General features: G+C 70.1%; 18 protein-coding genes. 7 read left to right on the top strand and 11 right to left on the bottom strand.

Annotation, left to right across the window (positions count from 1 at the left end):
- Positions 1–100 precede the first annotated feature (100 nt).
- The 3 genes from ABD329_RS34720 to ABD329_RS34710 form a co-directional block, all read right to left on the bottom strand.
- Entirely contained in the window at positions 101–2,386 is a 2,286-nt protein-coding gene (locus ABD329_RS34720; RefSeq protein ID WP_344317398.1) for an NACHT domain-containing protein, read from the bottom strand.
- Positions 2,383–3,450 (bottom strand): alpha/beta hydrolase, encoded by a 1,068-nt coding sequence (locus ABD329_RS34715; RefSeq protein WP_198278492.1) that lies wholly within the window; start codon positions 3,448–3,450, stop codon positions 2,383–2,385. Before ABD329_RS34715 ends, ABD329_RS34720 begins: the two co-directional genes overlap by 4 nt.
- Positions 3,451–3,668: 218 nt before the next feature.
- Positions 3,669–4,580, bottom strand: a complete 912-nt coding sequence (locus ABD329_RS34710; RefSeq protein WP_198278491.1) for a glutaminase — start codon at positions 4,578–4,580, stop codon at positions 3,669–3,671.
- Between the two features lie 172 nt (positions 4,581–4,752).
- On the opposite strand from ABD329_RS34710, the gene ABD329_RS34705 reads away from it, so the two are divergent.
- Positions 4,753–5,343 (top strand): N-acetylmuramoyl-L-alanine amidase, encoded by a 591-nt coding sequence (locus ABD329_RS34705; protein ID WP_198278490.1) that lies wholly within the window; start codon positions 4,753–4,755, stop codon positions 5,341–5,343.
- 110 nt (positions 5,344–5,453) lie between these two features.
- Here the strand turns inward: ABD329_RS34705 and ABD329_RS34700 are convergent, their stop codons facing one another.
- Positions 5,454–7,064, bottom strand: coding sequence for a Na+/H+ antiporter (locus tag ABD329_RS34700; protein WP_198278489.1), 1,611 nt, complete (start codon positions 7,062–7,064; stop codon positions 5,454–5,456).
- A 77-nt stretch (positions 7,065–7,141) separates the two neighbouring features.
- Here ABD329_RS34700 and ABD329_RS34695 point away from each other — a divergent pair, with 77 nt between their 5' ends.
- From ABD329_RS34695 to ABD329_RS34680, 4 genes are all read left to right on the top strand, one after another.
- Positions 7,142–7,405: a UBP-type zinc finger domain-containing protein gene (locus tag ABD329_RS34695; protein WP_198278488.1), complete on the top strand. Its 264-nt coding sequence runs from the start codon at positions 7,142–7,144 to the stop codon at positions 7,403–7,405.
- 114 nt (positions 7,406–7,519) lie between these two features.
- Positions 7,520–8,083: a GNAT family N-acetyltransferase gene (locus tag ABD329_RS34690; RefSeq protein ID WP_198278487.1), complete on the top strand. Its 564-nt coding sequence runs from the start codon at positions 7,520–7,522 to the stop codon at positions 8,081–8,083.
- 247 nt (positions 8,084–8,330) lie between these two features.
- The gene (locus ABD329_RS34685) at positions 8,331–8,744 is read left to right on the top strand and encodes an ATP-binding protein (RefSeq protein WP_014054819.1); all 414 of its coding nucleotides are present in this window, start codon (positions 8,331–8,333) and stop codon (positions 8,742–8,744) included.
- Between the two features lie 17 nt (positions 8,745–8,761).
- Positions 8,762–9,667 carry an RNA polymerase sigma factor SigF gene (locus ABD329_RS34680; RefSeq protein WP_198278486.1) on the top strand — a complete coding sequence of 302 codons (906 nt, stop codon included), beginning with the start codon at positions 8,762–8,764 and terminating at the stop codon, positions 9,665–9,667.
- A gap of 246 nt (positions 9,668–9,913) precedes the next feature.
- On the opposite strand, the gene ABD329_RS34675 is transcribed toward ABD329_RS34680, so the two are convergent.
- Positions 9,914–10,450: a hypothetical protein gene (locus ABD329_RS34675; RefSeq protein WP_198277138.1), complete on the bottom strand. Its 537-nt coding sequence runs from the start codon at positions 10,448–10,450 to the stop codon at positions 9,914–9,916.
- 80 nt (positions 10,451–10,530) lie between these two features.
- Between ABD329_RS34675 and ABD329_RS34670 the strand changes: the two genes are divergently transcribed.
- Together ABD329_RS34670 and ABD329_RS34665 are read left to right on the top strand one after the other, a co-directional pair.
- Positions 10,531–11,499, top strand: coding sequence for a diacylglycerol/lipid kinase family protein (locus tag ABD329_RS34670; RefSeq protein WP_198277137.1), 969 nt, complete (start codon positions 10,531–10,533; stop codon positions 11,497–11,499).
- 319 nt (positions 11,500–11,818) lie between these two features.
- The gene (locus ABD329_RS34665) at positions 11,819–12,076 is read left to right on the top strand and encodes a WhiB family transcriptional regulator (RefSeq protein WP_014054815.1); all 258 of its coding nucleotides are present in this window, start codon (positions 11,819–11,821) and stop codon (positions 12,074–12,076) included.
- A gap of 140 nt (positions 12,077–12,216) precedes the next feature.
- On the opposite strand, the gene ABD329_RS34660 is transcribed toward ABD329_RS34665, so the two are convergent.
- The 6 genes from ABD329_RS34660 to ABD329_RS34635 form a co-directional block, all read right to left on the bottom strand.
- A complete protein-coding gene (locus ABD329_RS34660) occupies positions 12,217–13,686 on the bottom strand; it encodes a sensor histidine kinase (RefSeq protein WP_198277136.1) in 1,470 nt (489 codons plus the stop codon).
- Between the two features lie 337 nt (positions 13,687–14,023).
- Positions 14,024–15,094: an SIS domain-containing protein gene (locus ABD329_RS34655; protein WP_020868522.1), complete on the bottom strand. Its 1,071-nt coding sequence runs from the start codon at positions 15,092–15,094 to the stop codon at positions 14,024–14,026.
- A 54-nt stretch (positions 15,095–15,148) separates the two neighbouring features.
- On the bottom strand, positions 15,149–16,708 hold the full coding sequence (locus tag ABD329_RS34650; protein ID WP_198277135.1) for a glycoside hydrolase family 3 protein: 1,560 nt from the start codon (positions 16,706–16,708) through the stop codon (positions 15,149–15,151).
- A 9-nt stretch (positions 16,709–16,717) separates the two neighbouring features.
- On the bottom strand, positions 16,718–17,548 hold the full coding sequence (locus tag ABD329_RS34645) for a carbohydrate ABC transporter permease (protein WP_198277134.1): 831 nt from the start codon (positions 17,546–17,548) through the stop codon (positions 16,718–16,720).
- Positions 17,545–18,546, bottom strand: a complete 1,002-nt coding sequence (locus tag ABD329_RS34640; protein WP_198277133.1) for a carbohydrate ABC transporter permease — start codon at positions 18,544–18,546, stop codon at positions 17,545–17,547. The genes ABD329_RS34645 and ABD329_RS34640 overlap by 4 nt, the downstream gene beginning before the upstream one ends.
- Positions 18,547–18,551: 5 nt before the next feature.
- A complete protein-coding gene (locus ABD329_RS34635; protein WP_198277132.1) occupies positions 18,552–19,823 on the bottom strand; it encodes an extracellular solute-binding protein in 1,272 nt (423 codons plus the stop codon).
- Positions 19,824–20,069: the final 246 nt, after the last annotated feature.

The raw sequence follows: 20,069 nt of genomic DNA, 5'->3' as shown, positions 1-20,069 counted from the left end.
GCCACACCAGGCCGAGCGCCACCTCCGCCGCCGTGCCGTTCCCGTTACCGGGGGCTTCGCCCCTGGACACCGGGGTCCAGGGGCGAAGCCGCGGGAAGCCTCACCGGGCGGACCGGCAGGCACCGGCCAGGCGGTCCTGGAGCCGTGCGTGGCGGAATTGGTAGACCGCGCCGGTCTGGCGCAGCACGCCCCGCCGATGGGCGTCCTCCAGGAAGGCGCCCACCGCCCAGGGCAACCGCCCGGTCAGCGGCAACCAGATGCGGACCAGGGCCACCCACTGGCCCCAGGCGGTCAGACCGAGCCCGTACGCGAGCCCACCCCCCAGCCCGCCCACAGCACCGAACGCGATCCAGTCGTCGATCCCGAACCACCCGTTGCCGCACCCGTGCAGGATCCCGCCCGCGGTTCCGAGGACGAGACCGAACGCAAGCAACTGGATGAGCACGGCCGTGCGGTTGACGCGCAGCAGGTCAAAGGGTGTGACGACGCTTTCGATGTCGATGGGGGCTTCCAGCATGGCCATGATCGTGAACACAAGCCCGGCCGAGGGACCGTACAGAAGCCCGGTGAGGAGTCCTCCCCGCAGCCCCGTCTCGACCCAGGCCGCGAAACCGGACGGGTACCCCTGTGTGAGTCCGATGAGGAGCACATCGACGAGCCAGACCACGACCGCGAAGCCAAACCCGCCCAGCAGCCCACTCAGCAGCCTGGAGGCGAACTCCTTACGCCCGACGCTCTTACCTCCGAGGAGCCGCACGCGCACGCGTGACGGCTCGCAGGCCGCGTCACCGTGCTTGAGCCCGTTCGCGAGCCCGAAGGCCAGTCCCGACACGGACCCGAACGAGACTCCGTTCAGGAGCCCGGTCCCGAGTGCCGGTACCAGCCCGTACCCCCATGCCTGCCAGGCCACGAACCACATCACCAGCCAGTCCACGAGTCCGAAGGCCAGTCCCGACACGAGCCCGATCACACACATGCGCGACGAGCGGCCGAGGATGCCGCCCAGCTGCCACCAGGCGAGGTCGCGGGTGCCGGGCTCGCCCACGTCCTGTGCGCCGTCACCCGAGGGCAGCCGGCCCGGGTGCTGGGCGAGGTGGCCGAGCCAGTGCGGGACACGTTCGCGGTAGGCCGGAGGCTGGTCCCGGTAGACCGTTGGGATGAAGGAGTCCAGGAGGTGGCCTTCAAGAGCCGCGGGGGTGCTGAACCTGTCGGTGTCCAGCAGCTTCCACGGGTCGCGGTCGGGACTGTCGCTGTAGACGGTGCGCGCGAGCGCGACCATCAACGGAGTCGTCAGGACCCCGGCGAGCTGGGCACTGGCCGGGTGCTGAGGATGGTCGCGCAGGTGCCTCAGGACGGGGTCCCACGCGGTGGAGGTGGCGGTTGCCTTGCGTGTGGTGCGCGGCAGGTAGTTGTCCAGATCCGCCGGCGAAAGATCGATCAGTTCGACAGCCGCGGCTGAGGTCAGGACATCGGTGACGGCCACGGCGGCGCTGTATTCGGTACGGCGGCTGGTCAACAGCAGGGACATGCGCGCGTTGCCGTTGAGCCGTTCCAGCGCGAGCGGGTGCAGACCGCGGGCGATCTCGTCGAACCCGTCCAGGACGGGCAGGATGCGGTCGTTGTCGACCAATGCGGCAGCCAGCGTCGGCGCGCCGGAGCCGGGCGCGGCCAAGCCGGGGCCGGGCTCGGCCAAACCGGGGTGATCGCGCTCCAGTTGGGCGGCCATCCAGCGGCGCAGCGTCATGGTGGTGGGGTCCCATGAGGCGAGGCTGAAGATCACGGGCACGCTGTCACCGGAGCCGGTTCGGGCTGCCAGGAGATCCAGGACAAACCGTATGGTCAATGTGGTCTTTCCTGATCCCTCCCGGCCCAGCACCACGAGCCGCTTGGAGGGGACCCGCCCGAAGACCTCCGCGATCTCATCCAGCTGGCCGCTCAGGGACAGTGGGCGGGGGACCGCCCCGGGGGCGGAACAGCAGATGTTGGCCCAGTGGTCCATCACATGATCGGGCGCCAATTCCCAGCGGACCGGCAGCGGGATCGGATCCTGGATCTTCCGCCGTTCCTCTTCCTCCCGGCACTGCCTGCGGAGCGACTCCGCGAGCCGGTCCGCGGCATCGTTGAGCGCTTCCTCGAAACTCGGGCGCGGGGGGCCCGAGATGGTAACCGAACCAATCGTGCGGGCCTGGACCAACGACCCGGCCACAGTGGTCCCGATCGCCGCGTTGTGCGTCGGCCCTTCGCGCAGGGCCCGTCTGCCGGCTCGACGGCGGAGCACCTCGATGCTGCCCACGGTCGCCACCAACCCGATGACCAGGGCAGGGGCAACAGTGGCGAGCGTCAGGCCGGTCCCGGCCACCACGCCGCCCACCAGCACCACTATCACTTGGTGATCAGCTTGACGAAGTCGTCCATGTCAGCCTGTAGACAGGCCTGCTGGCTGTGTTTGCCGGTACAGCCCTCGGCCCATGAGCTGCCGTCGCCGTAGTCGACGAAGCGGTGCGGGATGCCCTCCGCGGTCAGATTGGCCGCGGTCACCAGAGCGGTCTGCCTGACCCGGTTCTCGGCCACGGCAAGGATCGGATCGACCGTCAGGTCGCCGCCGTCACCGGTGTACATCGCAACGCCCATGCCTCGCAGCGATCCGACGTGCTGGGCAGGGCTCTGCTCGTTCCAGACGCCATCGAGGGGCCACACCGGCGGCCCGAAGACCGCGTCGACCGCGACGGTCGGCGTGCCGTTCTGCGACAACACCTCGCTGCCGACAACGGCGGCACGGATTTCCGGATTCAGCAGGTCGAGGTCACCGGAGAAACTGCCCACATAACGGAACAGCTCCGGCCGGTGTTCGGCGTAGTGGAACGCGCCGAAACCGCCCATCGAGTGGCCGGAGATCGCCCGGCCCTCCTTGGCGGGGATGGTCCGCAGGTTGGCGTCGACCAGCGGGATGAGCTGATCGAGGTGGAAGGTCTCCCAGTTCTGGCGGCCGAGCTCGCCGGGATTGACCCAGTTCGAGTACCACCCGCGGCCGCCGCCGTTCGGTGTCACGGTGATCAGCGGAACACCCTCGGTCGACCGCTCGGTGATGACCTTGTTGCGAGGGGCCTCCGGGTACTCCGGGGCGCCGTGCAGTGTGTAGTGCACCGGATAGCGAGTGGCGGCAGCGCCGTCGTACCCACTCGGCAAGGTGACCATGATGGTGTGCTCGCCCGAGACCTGGCCCGGGAGCACGCTGTAGGCCGGGACCTGGTCGGACCTCACCGTGAAGGTGAACGTGCGCTTCTTGTCGTCCGCCCACCGCGGCTGGCTCACCACGGTGAGGCCGAAGCCGTCGGCGAAGTGTGGTGGTGCGGTCGCGGCCTGCGCGGGCGGTCCGAACATTCCGCACAGGGCGACAACGCCGACGAGCGCGGTCGCGCCGCGTAACACAGCCCTGGTCAGGACCTTCATGTTTCCTCGTTTCAGTGTCGGACCCGCTCCGCACCGAGTGAGCGGGCACAGGCGAGCGCGCGACCAGTGACGGCTCCGCCCGAAACGGCTGCGACCGTTCCCCCTGGGTGTCGGTCGGTCACATCACCACCCCGCGCCATGCCCGTATCAACGACGGGGGCTCGCGACAGTCACATGATCATCCGAACATGTCCCGGTATGTTCGAACACGTTCTGGTCTAGAAGACGGACCAGCCGGTCAGCGTGGTGAAGTGGTCCAGCGCCGCCACCCCGGCCACCGAGTTCCCGCGCGCGTCGAGGCCGGGGCTCCAGACGCACAGCGTGCAGCGGCCGGGCACCACCGCGACGATGCCGCCGCCGACCCCGCTCTTGCCGGGCAGCCCGACGCGGTAGGCGAAGTCGCCCGCCGCGTCATACGTACCGCAGGTGAGCATGACCGCGTTGACCCGCTTCGCCTCGCTGCTCGACAGCAGCCGAGAGCCGTCCGCGCGCAGCCCGTGGCGGGCGAGGAAGCAGCCCGCCAGGGCGAGATCCCGGCAGCTCATCTCGATCGAGCACTGCCAGAAGTAGTGCTCGAGGACGGTCGGCACGGGGTTGTCGAGGTTGCCGTATCCGGCCATGAAGTGGGCGAGGGCGGCATTACGGTCGCCATGGGCGGTCTCGGAGGCGGCGACCTCCTGGTCGAAGGCGAGGTCCGGATTGCCGCTCTCGGCCCGCAGGAAGTCCAGCATGGTCGTGCTGGCGTCACCGGTAAGGGTGTGCAGCCGGTCCGTGACGACAAGGGCCCCGGCGTTGATGAACGGATTGCGCGGGATGCCGTGCTCGTACTCCAGCTGCACCAGGGAGTTGAAGGGGTTGCCCGAGGGCTCCCGGCCGACCCGCCGCCACAGCTTCTCGCCGTCGTCGGCGAGGACGAGCGCGAGGCTGAACGCCTTGGAGATGGACTGCATCGAGAAGGGCCGCTCCCAGTCGCCGACCCCGGTGACCCGGCCGTCGACGTCGGCGAGGGCGATCCCGAAGCGGTCCGCGTCCACCGAGGCGAGCGCCGGGATGTACTGGGCCACCCGACCCCGGCCGATCTGCGGCTCCACATGGGCCGCGACCTCCTCCAGCACTGCCTGGTAGTCCATGGTGCGGTGCGTCTCCTGTTGCGAGGTCGTACGGATGAACCGGTCCGCACGATAACGCGCCCCCCATCATTCATCACCCCATGTGTTTATGGGTGTGCGGCGGGTAAGCAAGCGGGTGAACGAGGCGGACCGCGACCGGGGCCCGCCTCAGGACCAGAAACGGAGGCGGGGCATGGCCTCACCCATGTCCGCGGGGGACTTCCTGGCGGCGCTGACGAACGAGGGCTTACGGGTGACGCAGGTCGGCGACTGGCGGCACCACAACCGGAACCACAAGGGGCCGTGGGGCCCGGTGCACGGCGTGATGATCCACCACACCGTCACCTCCGGCACCGAGGAGACCGTGGAGATCTGCCGGGACGGCTTCGAGGGGCTGCCCGGCCCGCTGTGCCACGGCGTGATCGCCAAGGACGGCGGCGTCCATCTGGTCGGCTACGGCCGCGCCAACCACGCCGGTCTCGGCGACGACGACGTCCTGCGGGCGGTGATCGCCGAGCGGGCCCTGCCGTCGGACAACGAGGCGAACACCGACGGGAACCGCGCCTTCTACGGCTTCGAATGCGAGAACCTGGGCGACGGCGAGGACCCGTGGCCCGAGGCCCAGCTGGACGCGATCGCGCGGGCCGCGGCGGCCGTGTGCCGCCATCACGGCTGGACCGAGCGCTCGGTGATCGGCCACCTCGAATGGCAGCCGGGCAAGGTGGATCCGCGCGGCTTCACCATGGCCTCGATGCGCGACCGGATCCGCGAACAGCTCAAGTAGGACGCTCAGGGACAGCAGGACGCTCAGGGACAGCAGGACGCTCAGGGACGCACAGAGCGACCCTCGGGGAGGCGCGCAGCGCGCAGGGACGGCCGCGGAGGAGTCGGGGCTCAGGCTCCGTCCTCCGTGGCCCCCTCCCGGTACAGCGCCGCCTCCTCCAGGTCCAGCCGCCGCAGCAGCGACCGCAGCATCTCCTCGTCGATCCGCCGGGCGTCCCGCAGATCCACGAACACCGCCCGCTCGGCCTCGATCATCTCCCGGGCCAGCCGCCGATAGGTGTCGTCCGCCGACTCGCCGGTCACCTCGTTGACCGCCCCCAGCCGCTCCCACACGGCGTTGCGGCGCTGCTCCAGCACCGTGCGCAGCCGGTCGGCGAGCGGCGACGGCAGGGCGTTGCGCTCATCGGCCAGCAGCTCCTCCAGCCGGCGCTCGGCCGCCAGCGACGCCGTGTTCTGCGCCTGGGCCTCGGCGAGGGTCTCGGCGTGGGGGTCACGGCCGGGCAGTCCGAGCAGCCGGATCAGGGACGGCAGGGTGAGCCCATGGATCACCAGGGTGCCGATGACGGTCGTGAAGGTCAGGAAGAGGATCAGATTGCGGGCCGGGAAGGGCCCGCCGCCGTGCACGGTCTCCGGGATCGAGAAGGCGATGGCCAGCGAGACCACGCCGCGCATCCCGGCCCAGCCGACGATGACCGGCGCGGTCCAGTTGGTGCCGGGCTCGCGCTCGCGGATCCCGGGGAAGAGCATGCGCGGCAGGAACGTCGACGGGAAGACCCAGACGTAGCGGGCGACCACCACGGCCAGGAAGACGACGGCCGCGTACCAGGCGGCCTCGGCCGCCCCGTACTCCCCCAGACCGCCCACCACGACCCGCAGTTGCAGCCCGATCAGCGCGAACACCGCCGACTCCAGAACGAAGTCGATCATGCGCCAGACCGCCGCCTCCTGGAGCCGGGTGGCGAAGTCGACCTGCCAGGAGTGGTGTCCGAGGTAGAGCCCGACCACCACGACGGCCAGCACGCCCGACGCCTCGAACTGCTCGGCGACGGCGTAGGCGACGAAGGGGATGAGCAGCGAGAGGGTGTTCTGGAGCAGGGGGTCCCGCAGCCGGGTGCGCAGCCAGTGCAGCGGCACCATCAGGACCAGACCGACCACGACGCCGCCGATGGCCGCGAAGGCGAACTCCCGCAGGCCCTGGGCCCAGCTGACGCCCTCCCCCACCGCCGCGGCCACCGCCACCCGGTAGGCGGTGATCGCGGTCGCGTCGTTGAACAGCGACTCACCCTGGAGGAGCGTGGTGAGCCGGGAGGGCAGCCCGATCCGGCGGGCGATCGCGGTGGCGGCCACGGCGTCCGGCGGCGCCACCACCGCGCCCAGCACGAGGGCGGCGGTCAGCGGCAGCTGCGGGATCAGCAGATGGGCGACCACGCCGACCGCGACCGTCGCGAAGAGCACATACCCGACGGAGAGCAGCGCGATCGGCCGCAGATTGGCCCGCAGATCGAGGTACGAGCTGTCCAGCGCGGCGCTGTGCAGCAGCGGCGGCAGCACCAGGGGCAGCACGATATGCGGGTCCAGCGTGTAGTCCGGCACCCCGGGCAGGTACGAGACGACGAGCCCGGCCGCGACCAGCAGCAGCGGCGCGGGCACCGGGGTCCTGCGCGCCGCGCCCGCGACCACCGCGCTGCCCGCGACCAGCATCAACAACGGCAATACGTCCATCGTCCGGCCCTGTCTCCGTCGGCCGTCCCGACGGTCGTCCACGTGCTCCGCTCGCGCGGCGTTTTAGTCTGGCAATCATGAACGAGTGCCCGCATGTTCCCGCACTGCCGCATCCCGAACCGGAGCCGCTGTCCGACACCTGTCCCGAATGCCTGGCGGTCGGCAGCCACCCCGTCCAGCTGCGGAAGTGTCTGGTGTGCGGCCATGTGGGCTGCTGCGACTCCTCGCCGTACCAGCACAGCACCCGCCACTTCGAGGAGACCGGCCATCCGGTGATGCGCAGCTTCGAGGAGGGCGAGGGCTGGCGCTGGTGCTTCGTCGATCAGCTCATCGTGGGATGAGACGCCGGTGCGTGGTCGGTCCCGGCTCCGCGGACGCCCTGGTCTTGGCGTTTTCCGCGCATTGTCGGAGATCGACTGCCGCGTTTGTCGGTGCGGCCCGCTAGCCTTCACCACATGATCCGATCAGCGAAGCCGTCCGACGTTCCGGCGATCCATGCGATGATCCGCGAGCTGGCGGACTACGAGCGGGCTCCGCAGGAGGCGAAGGCCACCGAGGAGCAGCTGCGCGATGCGCTCTTCGGGGCGCATCCCGCGGTGTTCGCGCTGATCGCCGAGGAGGCCGGTGGCGCCGGGGAGGGAAGTGGCGCCGGGGAGTCCGCCGGTCCGGTGGGGTTCGCCCTGTGGTTCCGTAACTTCTCCACCTGGACAGGCACCCATGGCGTGTATCTGGAGGACCTGTACGTCACCCCGCGGGCCCGCGGGGGCGGCCACGGCAAGGCGCTGCTCGCCGAGCTGGCGCGGATCTGCGTAGAGCGGGGATATGCCCGTTTCGAATGGTCGGTGCTCGACTGGAACGAGCCCGCGATCGGCTTCTACGCCGCGATCGGCGCGGAGGCGATGGACGAATGGACGGTGCGCAGGCTCTCGGGAGAGCCACTGCGAGCGCTGGCCGCTCAGGCCATGGGCACCGCCGTGACCAGCGATTTCCTGAGTGAGGCGACATCTCTTTCGAATTGAGACCGCAAACCCTCTAGCCACGCTGCGTACTCATGTGCTTACTATGAGTGATATCGCGTCCTTGTGGGCCGGGGTTCACCCGTGATGGGGGCCGTGCATCGTCCGGGCGACACCGAACCGCAGATCGCGATAGCGTCGCAGCCAAAGTACATACAGCGCCGACCCGTATCACCCTCCACCATAAGGGTTCGGGGCCGACGCTCCAATCAGCTCAGCTCAATCAGCTTGTGTCACCTTGGAGGTGAGGGTGTCCCAGATCGCAGGCGAGCCCGGGACCCAGGACTTCGTGGAAGTCCGGCTGCCCGCTGCGGGTGCCTATCTGTCGGTGCTGCGGACGGCCACCGCCGGCCTCGCAGCCCGCTTGGACTTCACCCTCGACGAAATCGAGGATCTGCGTATCGCCGTGGATGAGGCATGCGCGATCCTGCTACAGCAAGCCGTGTCCGGCAGTGTGCTGAGCTGCGTCTTCCGCTTGATCGACGACGCGCTCCAGGTGACCGTCTCGGCTCCCACCACCGACGGCCGCGCCCCCGAGCGCGACACCTTCGCCTGGACGGTGCTCTCCGCACTGGCGGGCAAGGTGGACTCGACGGTGGCCGAGGACCGAACGGTCAGCATCAGCCTGTACAAGGAGCGCGGCGCCGGCCCCGGACAGCCGTGACGGAACAAGGGGGCTCCGTGAGCACTGCATCATCGCGGGGAGTAGGTACCCCGGCCATCCCGCACCCGCCGGCCCGGCCGCATCCCGCGGACTCGGAGGCGGCAGGAGACCGACCAGAGCGGGCGGACCACATGGATCAGCACGAGCAGGTGCATCAGCAGCACGATCCGCAGGACCGGAGTGGCGCGCGGGCGATGTTCGCCGAGCTGCGACGGCTGCCGGAGGGCTCCACCGAGCGGGCCGAGCTGCGCAACAACCTCGTGCGTATGCATCTGCCGCTGGTGGAGCATCTGGCCCGGCGCTTCCGCAACCGCGGTGAGCCGCTGGACGACCTCACCCAGGTCGCCACCATCGGGCTGATCAAGTCCGTGGACCGGTTCGATCCGGACCGCGGTGTGGAGTTCTCCACCTATGCGACACCCACGGTCGTGGGCGAGATCAAGCGCCACTTCCGCGACAAGGGCTGGGCGGTGCGGGTGCCGCGCCGGCTCCAGGAGCTGCGGCTGTCGCTGACCACGGCCACCGCGGAGCTCTCCCAGCGACATGGCCGCGCCCCAACCGTCCATGAGCTGGCCCAGCATCTGTCCATCTCCGAGGAGGAGGTGCTGGAGGGGCTGGAGTCCGCCAACGCCTACAGCACCCTGTCCCTGGACGTCCCGGACACGGACGACGAGTCCCCGGCGGTCGCCGACACCCTCGGCGCGGAGGACGAGGCGCTCGAGGGCGTCGAGTACCGCGAGTCCCTCAAACCCCTGCTGGAGGATCTGCCGCCGCGCGAGAAGAAGATTCTGCTGCTGCGTTTCTTCGGCAATATGACGCAGTCGCAGATCGCGCAGGAGGTCGGCATCTCCCAGATGCATGTCTCCCGTCTGCTGGCCCGCACGCTCGCGCAGTTGCGCGACAAGCTGCTGGTCGAGGAGTAGCGAGCGCGGTACGGGGTGCCTGGTGATGCTTTCCCCTCCCCGCCCCTTCCCGATACCAAGGGCTTCGCCCCTGGACCCCGGACGCCCTTCGGGCGTGTCCTCAATCGCCGGAGGGGCTGAAATCAGCCCCTCCGGCGATTGAGGAGCGGGGGCTGGGGCGGAGCCCCGGTTTCGGGAAGGGGCGGGGAGGGGAGCAGCCCGCCGCAGGCGGCACGACCCGGCTGCCACGCCTCAGCGTGAAACGGGCTACGCGTCGCGGGGGCCGATGCCGAGGGCTTCGGTGGCCGTTGGGTTGATCAGGAGGGCCAGGACGGCGAGGGCCGCGACGGCGGTGGCCACTCCGGCGGCGATCAGCCCGCCACCGTTCTGCACCAGCGTCCAGGCCACCGGCAGCGCCATCAGCTGGGTGATCGTCGCGGGGCCGCGGCTCCAGCGGCGGCGCAGCCACAGCCCACGGGCCGCCAGCAGCGGCAGCAGGGCCAGCGCCAGCACGGTGACCCCGAGCATCTCCGCCTGCTGGGGGCTCTCCGGGTCCCCGGCCAGGCCCATGATCAGTACGTAGACGCCGAAGCCGAGCAGCACCACGCCCTCCGCGGCGGCCAGCACCGCGGCGGCGGTCAGCCGGGCGGGGCGCGGCCCGGTGGGCCCGGTGGGCGCGGCGTCGGCGGAAGCCTTGGCGGCACCGGCGTCCGGCCGGGCCGTCGCCTTCTGCCCCGCAGCCGTGGCCCTCTGCGCCTTCTTCGCGGTAGCGGACTTCGCGCTAGCGGACTTCTTACTGCTCACTCCAGCAGCCTAGCCGTCCTCGAGGCGCCCGGACCCTACCCCCCTGGGGCCGGTCGTCCCGGATAGGTAGGCTGGCGCGCATGCGCGCACTCCTCGTGGTCAACCCGGCAGCAACCACCACCAGTGCCCGCACCCGGGATGTTCTGTTCCACGCGCTCGCCAGCGATCTGAAGCTGGACGTGGTGACCACGGAGTACCGGGGGCACGCCCGCGACCTGGCCCGGCGGGCGGTCGACGGCGGCACTCACGAACTGGTCGTGGCGTTCGGCGGCGACGGCACCGTCAACGAGGTCGTCAACGGACTGCTGCACCATGGCCCCGCCCCGCAGGAGTTGCCCCGGCTCGCGGTCGTGCCCGGCGGCTCCACCAATGTCTTCGCCCGGGCGCTCGGGCTGCCCAACGACGCCGTCGAGGCGACCGGCGCCCTGCTGGACGCGTTGAGAGACGGCACCGAGCGCACCGTGGGCCTCGGGCTCGCGGGCGGCACTCCCGGCACCCGGGACGAGTCGGTCCCGGCCCGCTGGTTCACCTTCTGCGCCGGGCTCGGCTTCGACGCGAGCGTCATCGGCCGGGTGGAGCAGCAGCGCGAGCGCGGCAAGCGGTCCACCCACGCCCTCTACATACGGCAGATGGTGCGGCAGTTCATGGGGGAGCCGCACCGGCGGCAGGGCACCATCACCATCGGGCGGCCGGGCGAGGACCCGATCGAGGAGCTCGCGCTGTCGATAGTCTGCAACACCTCCCCGTGGACCTTCCTGGGCAACCGCCCGGTCTACGCGGCGCCCCAGGCGTCCTTCGACACCGCCCTCGACGTGCTGGGACTCGCCAAGCTGTCGGCGCCCGCGGTGACCCGCTACGCGACCCAGCTGCTGATGTCGACCCCCGAGCGAGGGCCCCGCGGCAAGCATGTGGTAGCGCTCCACGATCTGACGGACTTCACCTTGCAATCCCAGGCGCCACTGCCGTTCCAGATGGACGGTGACCATCTGGGACTGCGTACGAGCGTGACGTTCACAGGCGTACGCCGTGCACTGCGTGTGATTGTGTGAGTGAGACCGCAAAAAGTCCTTCCAGTCGAACGTTTACCCTGGACTCCACCCACCGGAAGTACGGCTGTGACCGAGCCGACACCAAGGAATCAAAAAAAACTTTCCGGAAGGGGTTGTATCCGTCGCCGAGGTTTGCGAGTCTCTTCTTGGCGATCGGGACGGCCTTCTGAAAGGCCCCCATGAGAGCCCGAACCCCCTCCTCATTCCACAGGACCGCACCAGCCCCAACTGGTTCGGCGGCCCTACCCTTGCGGGGGGATTCGTGAAAGCGTTCACATTCACAAGCAACGAGCCCGCAATACGAGGAGATGGAGCAGCCATGGACTGGCGTCACAACGCCGTTTGCCGCGAGGAAGACCCCGAGCTGTTCTTCCCCATCGGCAACACCGGTCCTGCGCTGCTGCAGATCGAGGAAGCCAAGGCCGTCTGCCGCCGCTGCCCCGTCATGGAGCAGTGCCTGCAGTGGGCGCTTGAGTCCGGCCAGGACTCCGGCGTCTGGGGTGGAATGAGCGAAGACGAGCGCCGCGCGATGAAGCGCCGTGCCGCTCGCAACCGGGCACGCAACGCCAGCGCCTGAAGCCCGGCACCCCGTGGCCCCCGAGCCGCAGCGCGTAGTAACCCCCATGCGCACAGCATCATGAGCTTTGAGCCCCGGACCAGATGGGTCCGGGGCTCAGTGCTTTCCGGTAACAGGTTGCTCACGGACTCGCAACGCCTTCAGTGCTTCTCCGCACCCACCGGGAAGTCCAGCATCACCCGGGTGCCGCGCTCCGGGGCGGGCACCATGTCGAACGTCCCGCCCAGCTCCCCCTCCACCAGGGTGCGGACGATCTGAAGCCCCAGGTTTCCGGCCCGCTGCGGGTCGAACCCCTCCGGCAGCCCGCGCCCGTCGTCCTGGACCACCACCGCCAGCCGGCTCTCCTCACCGCTGCCGCCACGCACCGCCGAGACCTCGACCGTGCCCTGCTCCCCCGGTCCGAAGCCGTGCTCCAGCGCGTTCTGGAGCACCTCGGTGAGGACCATGGACAGCGGGGTGGCCACCTCGGCGTCGAGGATGCCGAACCGCCCGGTGCGGCGGCCGGTCACCTTTCCGGGCGCTATCTCGGCCACCATCGCCAGCACCCGGTCGGCTATGTCGTCGAACTCGACCCGCTCGTCGAGGTTCTGCGAGAGGGTCTCATGGACGATGGCGATCGAGCCGACCCTGCGCACCGCCTCGTTGAGCGCCTCCCGCCCCTGCGCCGAGTCCATGCGGCGGGCCTGGAGCCGCAACAGGGCGGCCACCGTCTGGAGGTTGTTCTTCACCCGGTGGTGGATCTCCCGGATGGTGGCGTCCTTGGTGATCAACTCGCGCTCGCGGCGGCGCAGTTCGGTGACGTCCCGGAGCAGCACCAGCGACCCGATGTGCAGCCCCTTGGGCTTGAGCGGAATGGCCCGCAGCTGGATGACCCCGTCGCCGCCCTCGACCTCGAACTCCCGGGGCGCCCAGCCGCTGGCCAGTTTGACCAGCGCCTCGTCCACCGGGCCGCGCACCGGGGCGAGTTCGGCGGTGGTCTTGCCCAGGTGGTGGCCGACGAGATCGGCGGCGAGGCCCAGCCGGTGATAGGCGGAGAGCGCGTTGGGGCTCGCGTACTGGACCACCCCGTCCGCGTCGAGCCGGATCAGCCCGTCGCCCGCGCGCGGTGAGGCGTCCATGTCGACCTGCTGATTGGGGAACGGAAACGATCCCGCGGCGATCATCTGGGCGAGGTCGGACGCGCTCTGGAGGTAGGTGAGCTCCAGCCGGCTGGGGGTCCGTACGGTCAGCAGATTGGTGTTCCGCGCGATCACTCCGAGGACCCGGCTCTCCCGCCGGACCGGGATGGACTCCACCCGGACCGGCACCTCCTCGCGCCACTCGGGGTCGCCCTCCCGGACGATCCGGCCCTCGTCCAGGGCGGCGTCCAGCATGGGGCGGCGGCCGCGGGGGACGAGATGGCCGACCATGTCGTCCTGGTAGGAGGTGGGCCCGGTGTTCGGCCGCATCTGGGCCACGGAGACATACCGGGTGCCGTCGCTGGTGGGGACCCACAGCACGAGATCGGCGAACGAGAGGTCGGAGAGCAGTTGCCACTCCGAGACCAGCAGGTGGAGCCACTCGAGATCGGAATCGTCGAGTGCGGTGTGCTGGCGTACGAGGTCGTTCATGGAGGGCACGTTGTGAGCCTACCCTCACCCGTGGATTAGCCTATTCGCGCATAAGCGTGGACAGACAGCAGTGGTCTAGTCCAGAATATCGAGCACTGCGATCTTCCGCTCTCCCCGCACAGGAGGGCGGATCGAGGAACCCGGAGCGCTCTGCCCTGACCGCCCGGGAGTCCTCAGGTCGGCCGCTCGGCCGACGCAACTCCGGGCTGCGGTGCCGGGCGGGTTGAGGGTCCCGCCCTGGCGCCGCGGCCCGCGGGTGTCACACATCCGCCGCCGCGGGTGTCACACATGGGCTCCCGCGCCCCTCGAAGGCCGCGGGAGCCTCTTGCTGTGTGGCTCAGCGGGTCTCCGTCACCTTCGCCAGCGCCCGTGGCGCGTCCGGGTCCTGCCCGCGCGCGATCGTCACCTCGTACGCCAGCATTTGCAGCGGCAGGATCTCCAGGATCGGCTGGACCTCCTCGGCGACGCCGTCCGTCGGCAGGGCGAACCCCGCCGAGGCCCGCTCCACCTCCGACGCGCCGCCGATGACCACGAGGTCCGCGCCCCGGCCGCGCAGCCGCTCCAGGACCGGCTGGAGCGCCTGGCCGCCCTTGCCCTCGGTGACGATCGCGATCACCGGCGAGATGTTGTCGACCATGGCGAGCGGGCCGTGCAGCAGATCGGCGCCGGAGTAGGAGAGCGCCGGGATGTAGCTGGTCTCCATCAGCTTCAGGGCGGCTTCCTTGGCGGTCGGGTAGCCGTAGCCCCGGGAGGTGAGGACCATCCGCTCGGCGAAGCGGTAGCGCGCCGCGAGCTGCCGGACCTCGTCCTGGCGGTCGAGGATCTGCTGGGCGAGGTCGGGCAGCACCTTGGCGGCCGCGCCGTCGCCGCCGCGCAGCCCCTCCACGAAGAGGTAGAGGGCGAGCAGTTCGGCGGTGTAGGTCTTGGTCGCGGGCAGCGCCTTCTCCGGCCCGGCCAGGACGTCGATGTGGAATTCGGAGACGGCCGCGAGCGGCGAGTCGGCGTTGTTGGTCACCGCGAGGGTGATCGCACCGGCCGCGCGGGCGGCCTCGGTGGAGGCCACCAGGTCCGGGGAGCCGCCGGACTGGCTGACGGTGATGACCAGGACGTCGGTGAGGTCGGGCTGCGCCCCGTACGCGGTGGTGGTGGACATGGAGGTCAGCCCGCACGGCTTGCCGAGCAGGACCTCGAGCAGGTACTTGGCGTACAGCGCCGCGTTGTCCGAGGTGCCCCGGGCGGTGAGCAGGACGAACCGCGGGTTGCGGGCGGCGATCCGCTCCGCGACCTCGCGGATCCTCGGGGCGCCCTGGTCGAGGATGCGGCGCAGCACGGCGGGCTGCTCGGCCATCTCGCCGGACATGATCCGGCCCGGCTGGTCGCTGCGCTGGGCCGTCGTCGTGGCGGACATGCTGGGTGCCTCCAGGTGGCTTAAGTGCCGGGCTGGGCCGAGGGGGCTGAGGAGTCAGTCCCCGGGGTGGTCACCGGCGCCGTTGCCGACGATCACTTCCGCGGCCGCCCGTCCACACACCCGGGCGGCGCCGTGGGTCGCGATGTGCAGCGCCCCGGCGGGCGGCGCCTGGGGCACCCCCATCTCCACGACGACCGTCTCCGGCCGGGCGGCGAGCAGGGCGTCCAGCGCGTCGGCCATCCACGGGTGGCGGTGGACATCGCGGACCACAGCGACGATCCTACGGTCCCCCGCGGTGTCGAGCATATTTTCGATCAGGCCGTTGACGCCCAAGGCGTCGGCGTCCTGCCGCCCGTAGGTGGCGGCTCCCGTGCCGGGGCGCAGCCGGGCCAGTTCCGCACCGACGCCCCAGGGGGTCTCCTCGCCGACGGCGATGTTGGCCACCGGGGTGAAGGCGGCCACGTAGGCGGGTCCGGTCACGGGGTCGTACGAGGACCCGGCCGGGGTGACTCTGAGCGCCCGGCGCGCGGCGGCGAGCCCCACCCCCGCGGCGGGCTCGATGCCGTGCGCCGCGCGCGGTCCTCCGGAGCGCCGCGTCCACTCCCCCAGGGCGCGCACCCGCGCCGCCGCCTCGGCCAGCCGCTCCTCCGCCAGCCGCCCCTCGATGACGGCGGTGACCAGCGCGTCGCGCAGCCGCAGCACGGTGCCCTCGTCGGCGAGTCCGCCGCCCACGCAGATGGCGTCGGCGCCCGCGGCGATCGCCAGGACGCTGCCGCGCTCGATGCCGTACGCGTCGGCGATGGCCCGCATCTCCATGCCGTCGGTGACGATCATCCCGTCGAAGCCGAGTCCGCCGTCGGCCACGGGCCGGCGCAGCAGGCCGTGCAGCGCGGCGGGGCTGAGGGTGGCGGGCAGGTCGGGGTCGAGCGCGGGCAGCAGGATGTGCGCGCTCATCACGGCCTTGGTCCCGGCGGCGACGGCGGCGCGGAACGGCGCCAGTTCGCGGGCGGTCAGGGTGTCGAGTCCGGCGTCGATGCGCGGCAGGGCGTGGTGGGAGTCGACGGCGGTGTCGCCGTGGCCGGGGAAGTGCTTGGTGCAGGCGGCCACTCCGGCGCCCTGGAGGCCCTCGATGTACGCGGCGGTGTGCCGCGCCACGAGCCCCGGCTGGGCGCCGAAGGAGCGCACGCCGATGACGGGGTTGTCGGGGTTGGAGTTGACGTCGGCGGAGGGCGCCCAGTTGAGGTTGACGCCGCATTCGGCGAGGCGGCGGCCCAGTTCGCGGGCGACGGCGCGGGTCAGCTCCGGGTCGTCGACGGCGCCCAGCGCCAGGTTGCCGGGGAAGGAGGAGCCGGTGCGCACCTCCAGCCGGGTGACGTCGCCGCCCTCCTCGTCGATCGCCACCAGGACGTCGTCACGCTCGGCGCGCAGCTGGGCGGTGAGGGCGCCCAGCTGCTCGGGGGCGGCGATGTTCCGGCCGAACAGGCCGACGGAGGCGAGCCCCTCACCGAGCCGCCGCAGCACCCAGTCGGGGGCGGTGGTCCCGGTGAAGCCGGGCTGGAGAACCGTGAGTGCGTCGCGGGTGAGGGTGGCCGAGTCGTGTGCGAGGGTCGTCATAAACCGGGATCATCCCTTCACAGCGCCGGAAGTGAGCCCACCGACCGCCTTGCGTTGCAGAAACAGGAACAGGAGGAGGATCGGGATGGCGAACAGCGACGCCGCCGCCATGGTGGCACCCCAGTCGTCGCCGAAGGCGGTCTGGAAGCTGGACAGCCACAGCGGAAGCGTCTGGGCGCCCGGGTCCTTGTTCAGGATGAGCACCAGCGGGAATTCGTTCCAGGCCGTGATGAAGCCGAAGAGCGAGGTGGCCATCAGGCCGGGGGCGAGCAGCGGGAAGATCACCCGGATGAACGCCTGCGGACGGGTGCAGCCGTCCACCATCGCCGACTCCTCCAGCTCCTTGGGGATCGCGGCCACATAGGCGCGGAGCGTGAGGATGGTGAAGGGCAGCACCATGACCATGTAGAACATGGTCAGCGGAAGCAGGCTGTTCAGCATGTCGCCGTCGCGCACCAGCATGTAGATGGCGATGACCAGGACCTCCCAGGGCGCCATCTGCGCGATCATGAAGGTCAGCAGGAAGCCGCGGCGCCCCTTGAACCGCATCCGGGCGAGGGCGAACGACGCGAGCAGCGCGATCAGCAGCGAGAGGCCGACCGCCGAGAGGGTGACGGTGAGCGAGTTGCCCACCAGGGTCCAGAAGTTCTCGGCGTCCATGGCCTTCTGGAAGTGTTCGAGGGTGGCTCCGGTCGGGAACCACACCGGGTCCTCGGAGATGATGTCCGAGGTCGGCTTGAGGGCCGTGCTGAACATCCAGTAGACGGGGAACACGAAGCCGATGAAGAGCACGACGGCGGTCGCGTTGGGCCACAGCCGGGCGAGTGGCGAGCGCTTCACAGCTCGTCCTCCTCTTGCCTGAGCACGATCCGGAGGTAGTAGGAGGTCAGCGCCAGCAGGACCGCGATGGTCAGCAGCGAGATCGCGGCGCCCATGCCGTAGTGCTGGTTGCCGACGCCCTCGACGAAGGCGTAGACGGGCAGGGTCTCGGTGAGCCGGTCGGGGCCGCCCTCGTTGATCGCGAAGACCTGGGTGAACGCCTTGAAGACCCAAATGACTTCGAGGAACGTCGTGGCCAGCAGGAACGGCTTGAGGAAGGGGAGGGTCACCGAGGTGAAGCTCTTCCAGGTGCCGGCGCCGTCGAGCGCGGCCGCCTCGTAGAGCTCGCCGGGGATGGTGGTGGTCGCGGCGTAGAGGTTGATCGCCACGAAGGGGATCGACCCCCAGACGATCAGCACGGTGATGACGAAGAACGTGGAGAACTGGCCGCCGGTCCAGTTGTAGTGCGCCATGGAGTGCCAGCCGAGCGCGTCCAGCACCCAGTTGACCACCCCGAAGCGGGTGGCGAAGAGCCACTGGAAGACGGTGGTGGCGGCGATGGTCGGCATGGCCCAGGCCAGCACCAGGCCGACCGAGAGCAGCAGCCGCATCTTGCTGCCGAGGCGGGCCAGCAGCAGTCCGACCAGGGTGCCGAGCACCATGATCAGCACCACGTTGGCCGCGGTGAAGATCACCGACCGCAGGGTGACCCGCCAGAAGTCCTCGCTGGTCAGCGTCTCGCGGTAGTTGTCGACCCCGTTCCACTCGGTGAGGTGCTGGATCAGCTGCCGCATATTGAGGTTCTGGAACGACAGCAGGCCGTCCTTGACCAGCGGCCAGCCCAGCAGCAGCGCGGTCGCCACCAGCGCGGGCAGCAGCAGGAGGTACGGGGCGGCGCCGGTCAGCCGTGTGCGCCCGGCGGGGCCCGGGGCCGGGCGGCGAGGGCCCGGCGGTGCCCCGCCCCGGCGGACCCCGGCCGCCGCCGGGCCGGGGTCCTGGCGTTCGGTCGCTACGGCCATCGGGCTCAACGCTCCTGGCTGAGACGCTTGTTCAGCTCGCCCTCGACCGACTTGGCCGCCTCGGCGGGCGACTTACCGGTGAGCACGGCGGTCATATAGGTCTTGATGGGGTTGGGGGCGTTCTCCACCGCGGCCCATTCGGGGATCAGCGGGGTGGTGCCGCCGGTCGCGGCGGCCGGGGCGGCCGCCTGCCCGGCGGGGTTGCCCTTGAGCTGCGTCTGGAGCGACTCCTTGTTGGGGATGACACCGCCTTCCTTGGCGAGCTGTCCCTCGTAGGTGTCATTGAGCGCGATCTTCAGGAACTCCTTGGCCAGTTCCTGCTTTTCGCTGCCCGCGGCGACCGCGAGGTTGGAGCCGCCGAGGAAGACGCCCTCCGGCTTGCCCGCGGCCTCGCCCGGGATGGTGAAGTAGCCGATGTCCTTCTCGATCTTCGGGTTGGCCTTGATGGCGATCCCGGCCTCCCAGCCCATGCCGATGAAGGCGCCGGTCTTGCCCTTGGCGAAGACCTCGCCCTGCTGCGGGGTGGCCTCGTCCTTGTCCTTGGGGGCCTTGCTGAAGGACTGGTACTGCTTGTAGATGTCCATGGCCTTGCCGACCTTGGGGTCGGCGAGGTTGGAGACCCACTTGTCGCCGTCCTTCTTCACCAGGTCGGCGCCGGTGCCGATGGTCAGCCCGTCGAAGAAGTACCAGTTCTGGCCCGGGAGATAGATGGGCTCGGCGTCGGTCTTCTTCTTGATGGCGTCGAGGTCCTGGAAGAACTCGGTACGGGTCTTGGGGGTGTCCTTGATCCCGGCCTCGGCCCAGATCTTCTTGTTGTAGAGGACGACCCGGTTGGCCGCGTACCACGGCGCCGCGTACTGCTTGCCGTCGTAGACGGCGGACTTGTTGATCGACTCCGCCCAGTCGGCGCCGATCGACTTCTTCAGGTCACCGAGTTCGGCCAGGCCGCCGGTCTGCGCGTAGGACGGGGTCTGGGTGTTGCCGATCTCCAGCACATCCGGCGGGTCGGACTCCGAGAGCGCGGTGGTCACCTTCTGCTGGATGCCGTTCCACTGCTGGATCTCCAGCTTCAGCTTGGCGCCCGTCTTCTTCGCGAAAGCGGCCTTGACATCCTTCGTCCAGCCGTCCGGCGTGGAGCCGTCCATCGCCCAGACGGTGAGCGTCTGCCCCTTAAAACCGTCCGCTCCGGCCTTGTCGTCATCGCCGTCGGACCCACAGGCCGCGACGGATACCAGCATTGCCGCGACACCCGTCGCCGCTATGAGCCCACGCTTCACAGCACTCTCCTCAGAAGGCCGGATCAGGGGGTTTAATGGTCCAGACCAGTGCCCGCAGCTTGGCCTAGACCTTTTGGGGTGTCAAGGGTGCATAAGAGTCACCGGAGGCTCCGTTACCGGACCGACACTTCCCGACATCCGGACCGGCAGGCCGCCCGGAGCCGGGACCGTGCCACGATGTGAGGCGCTGGATTCTTCAGGAGACCGGTGACGGCGGTGGACGCCGGTGACGGCAGCGGACCAGGA

The sequence above is a fragment of the Streptomyces javensis genome (genome assembly GCF_039525925.1).
Lineage (GTDB): Bacteria > Actinomycetota > Actinomycetes > Streptomycetales > Streptomycetaceae > Streptomyces > Streptomyces asiaticus.
The sequence above is the reverse complement of the archived record's forward strand: the minus strand, read 5'-3'. Positions and strand labels throughout refer to the sequence as shown.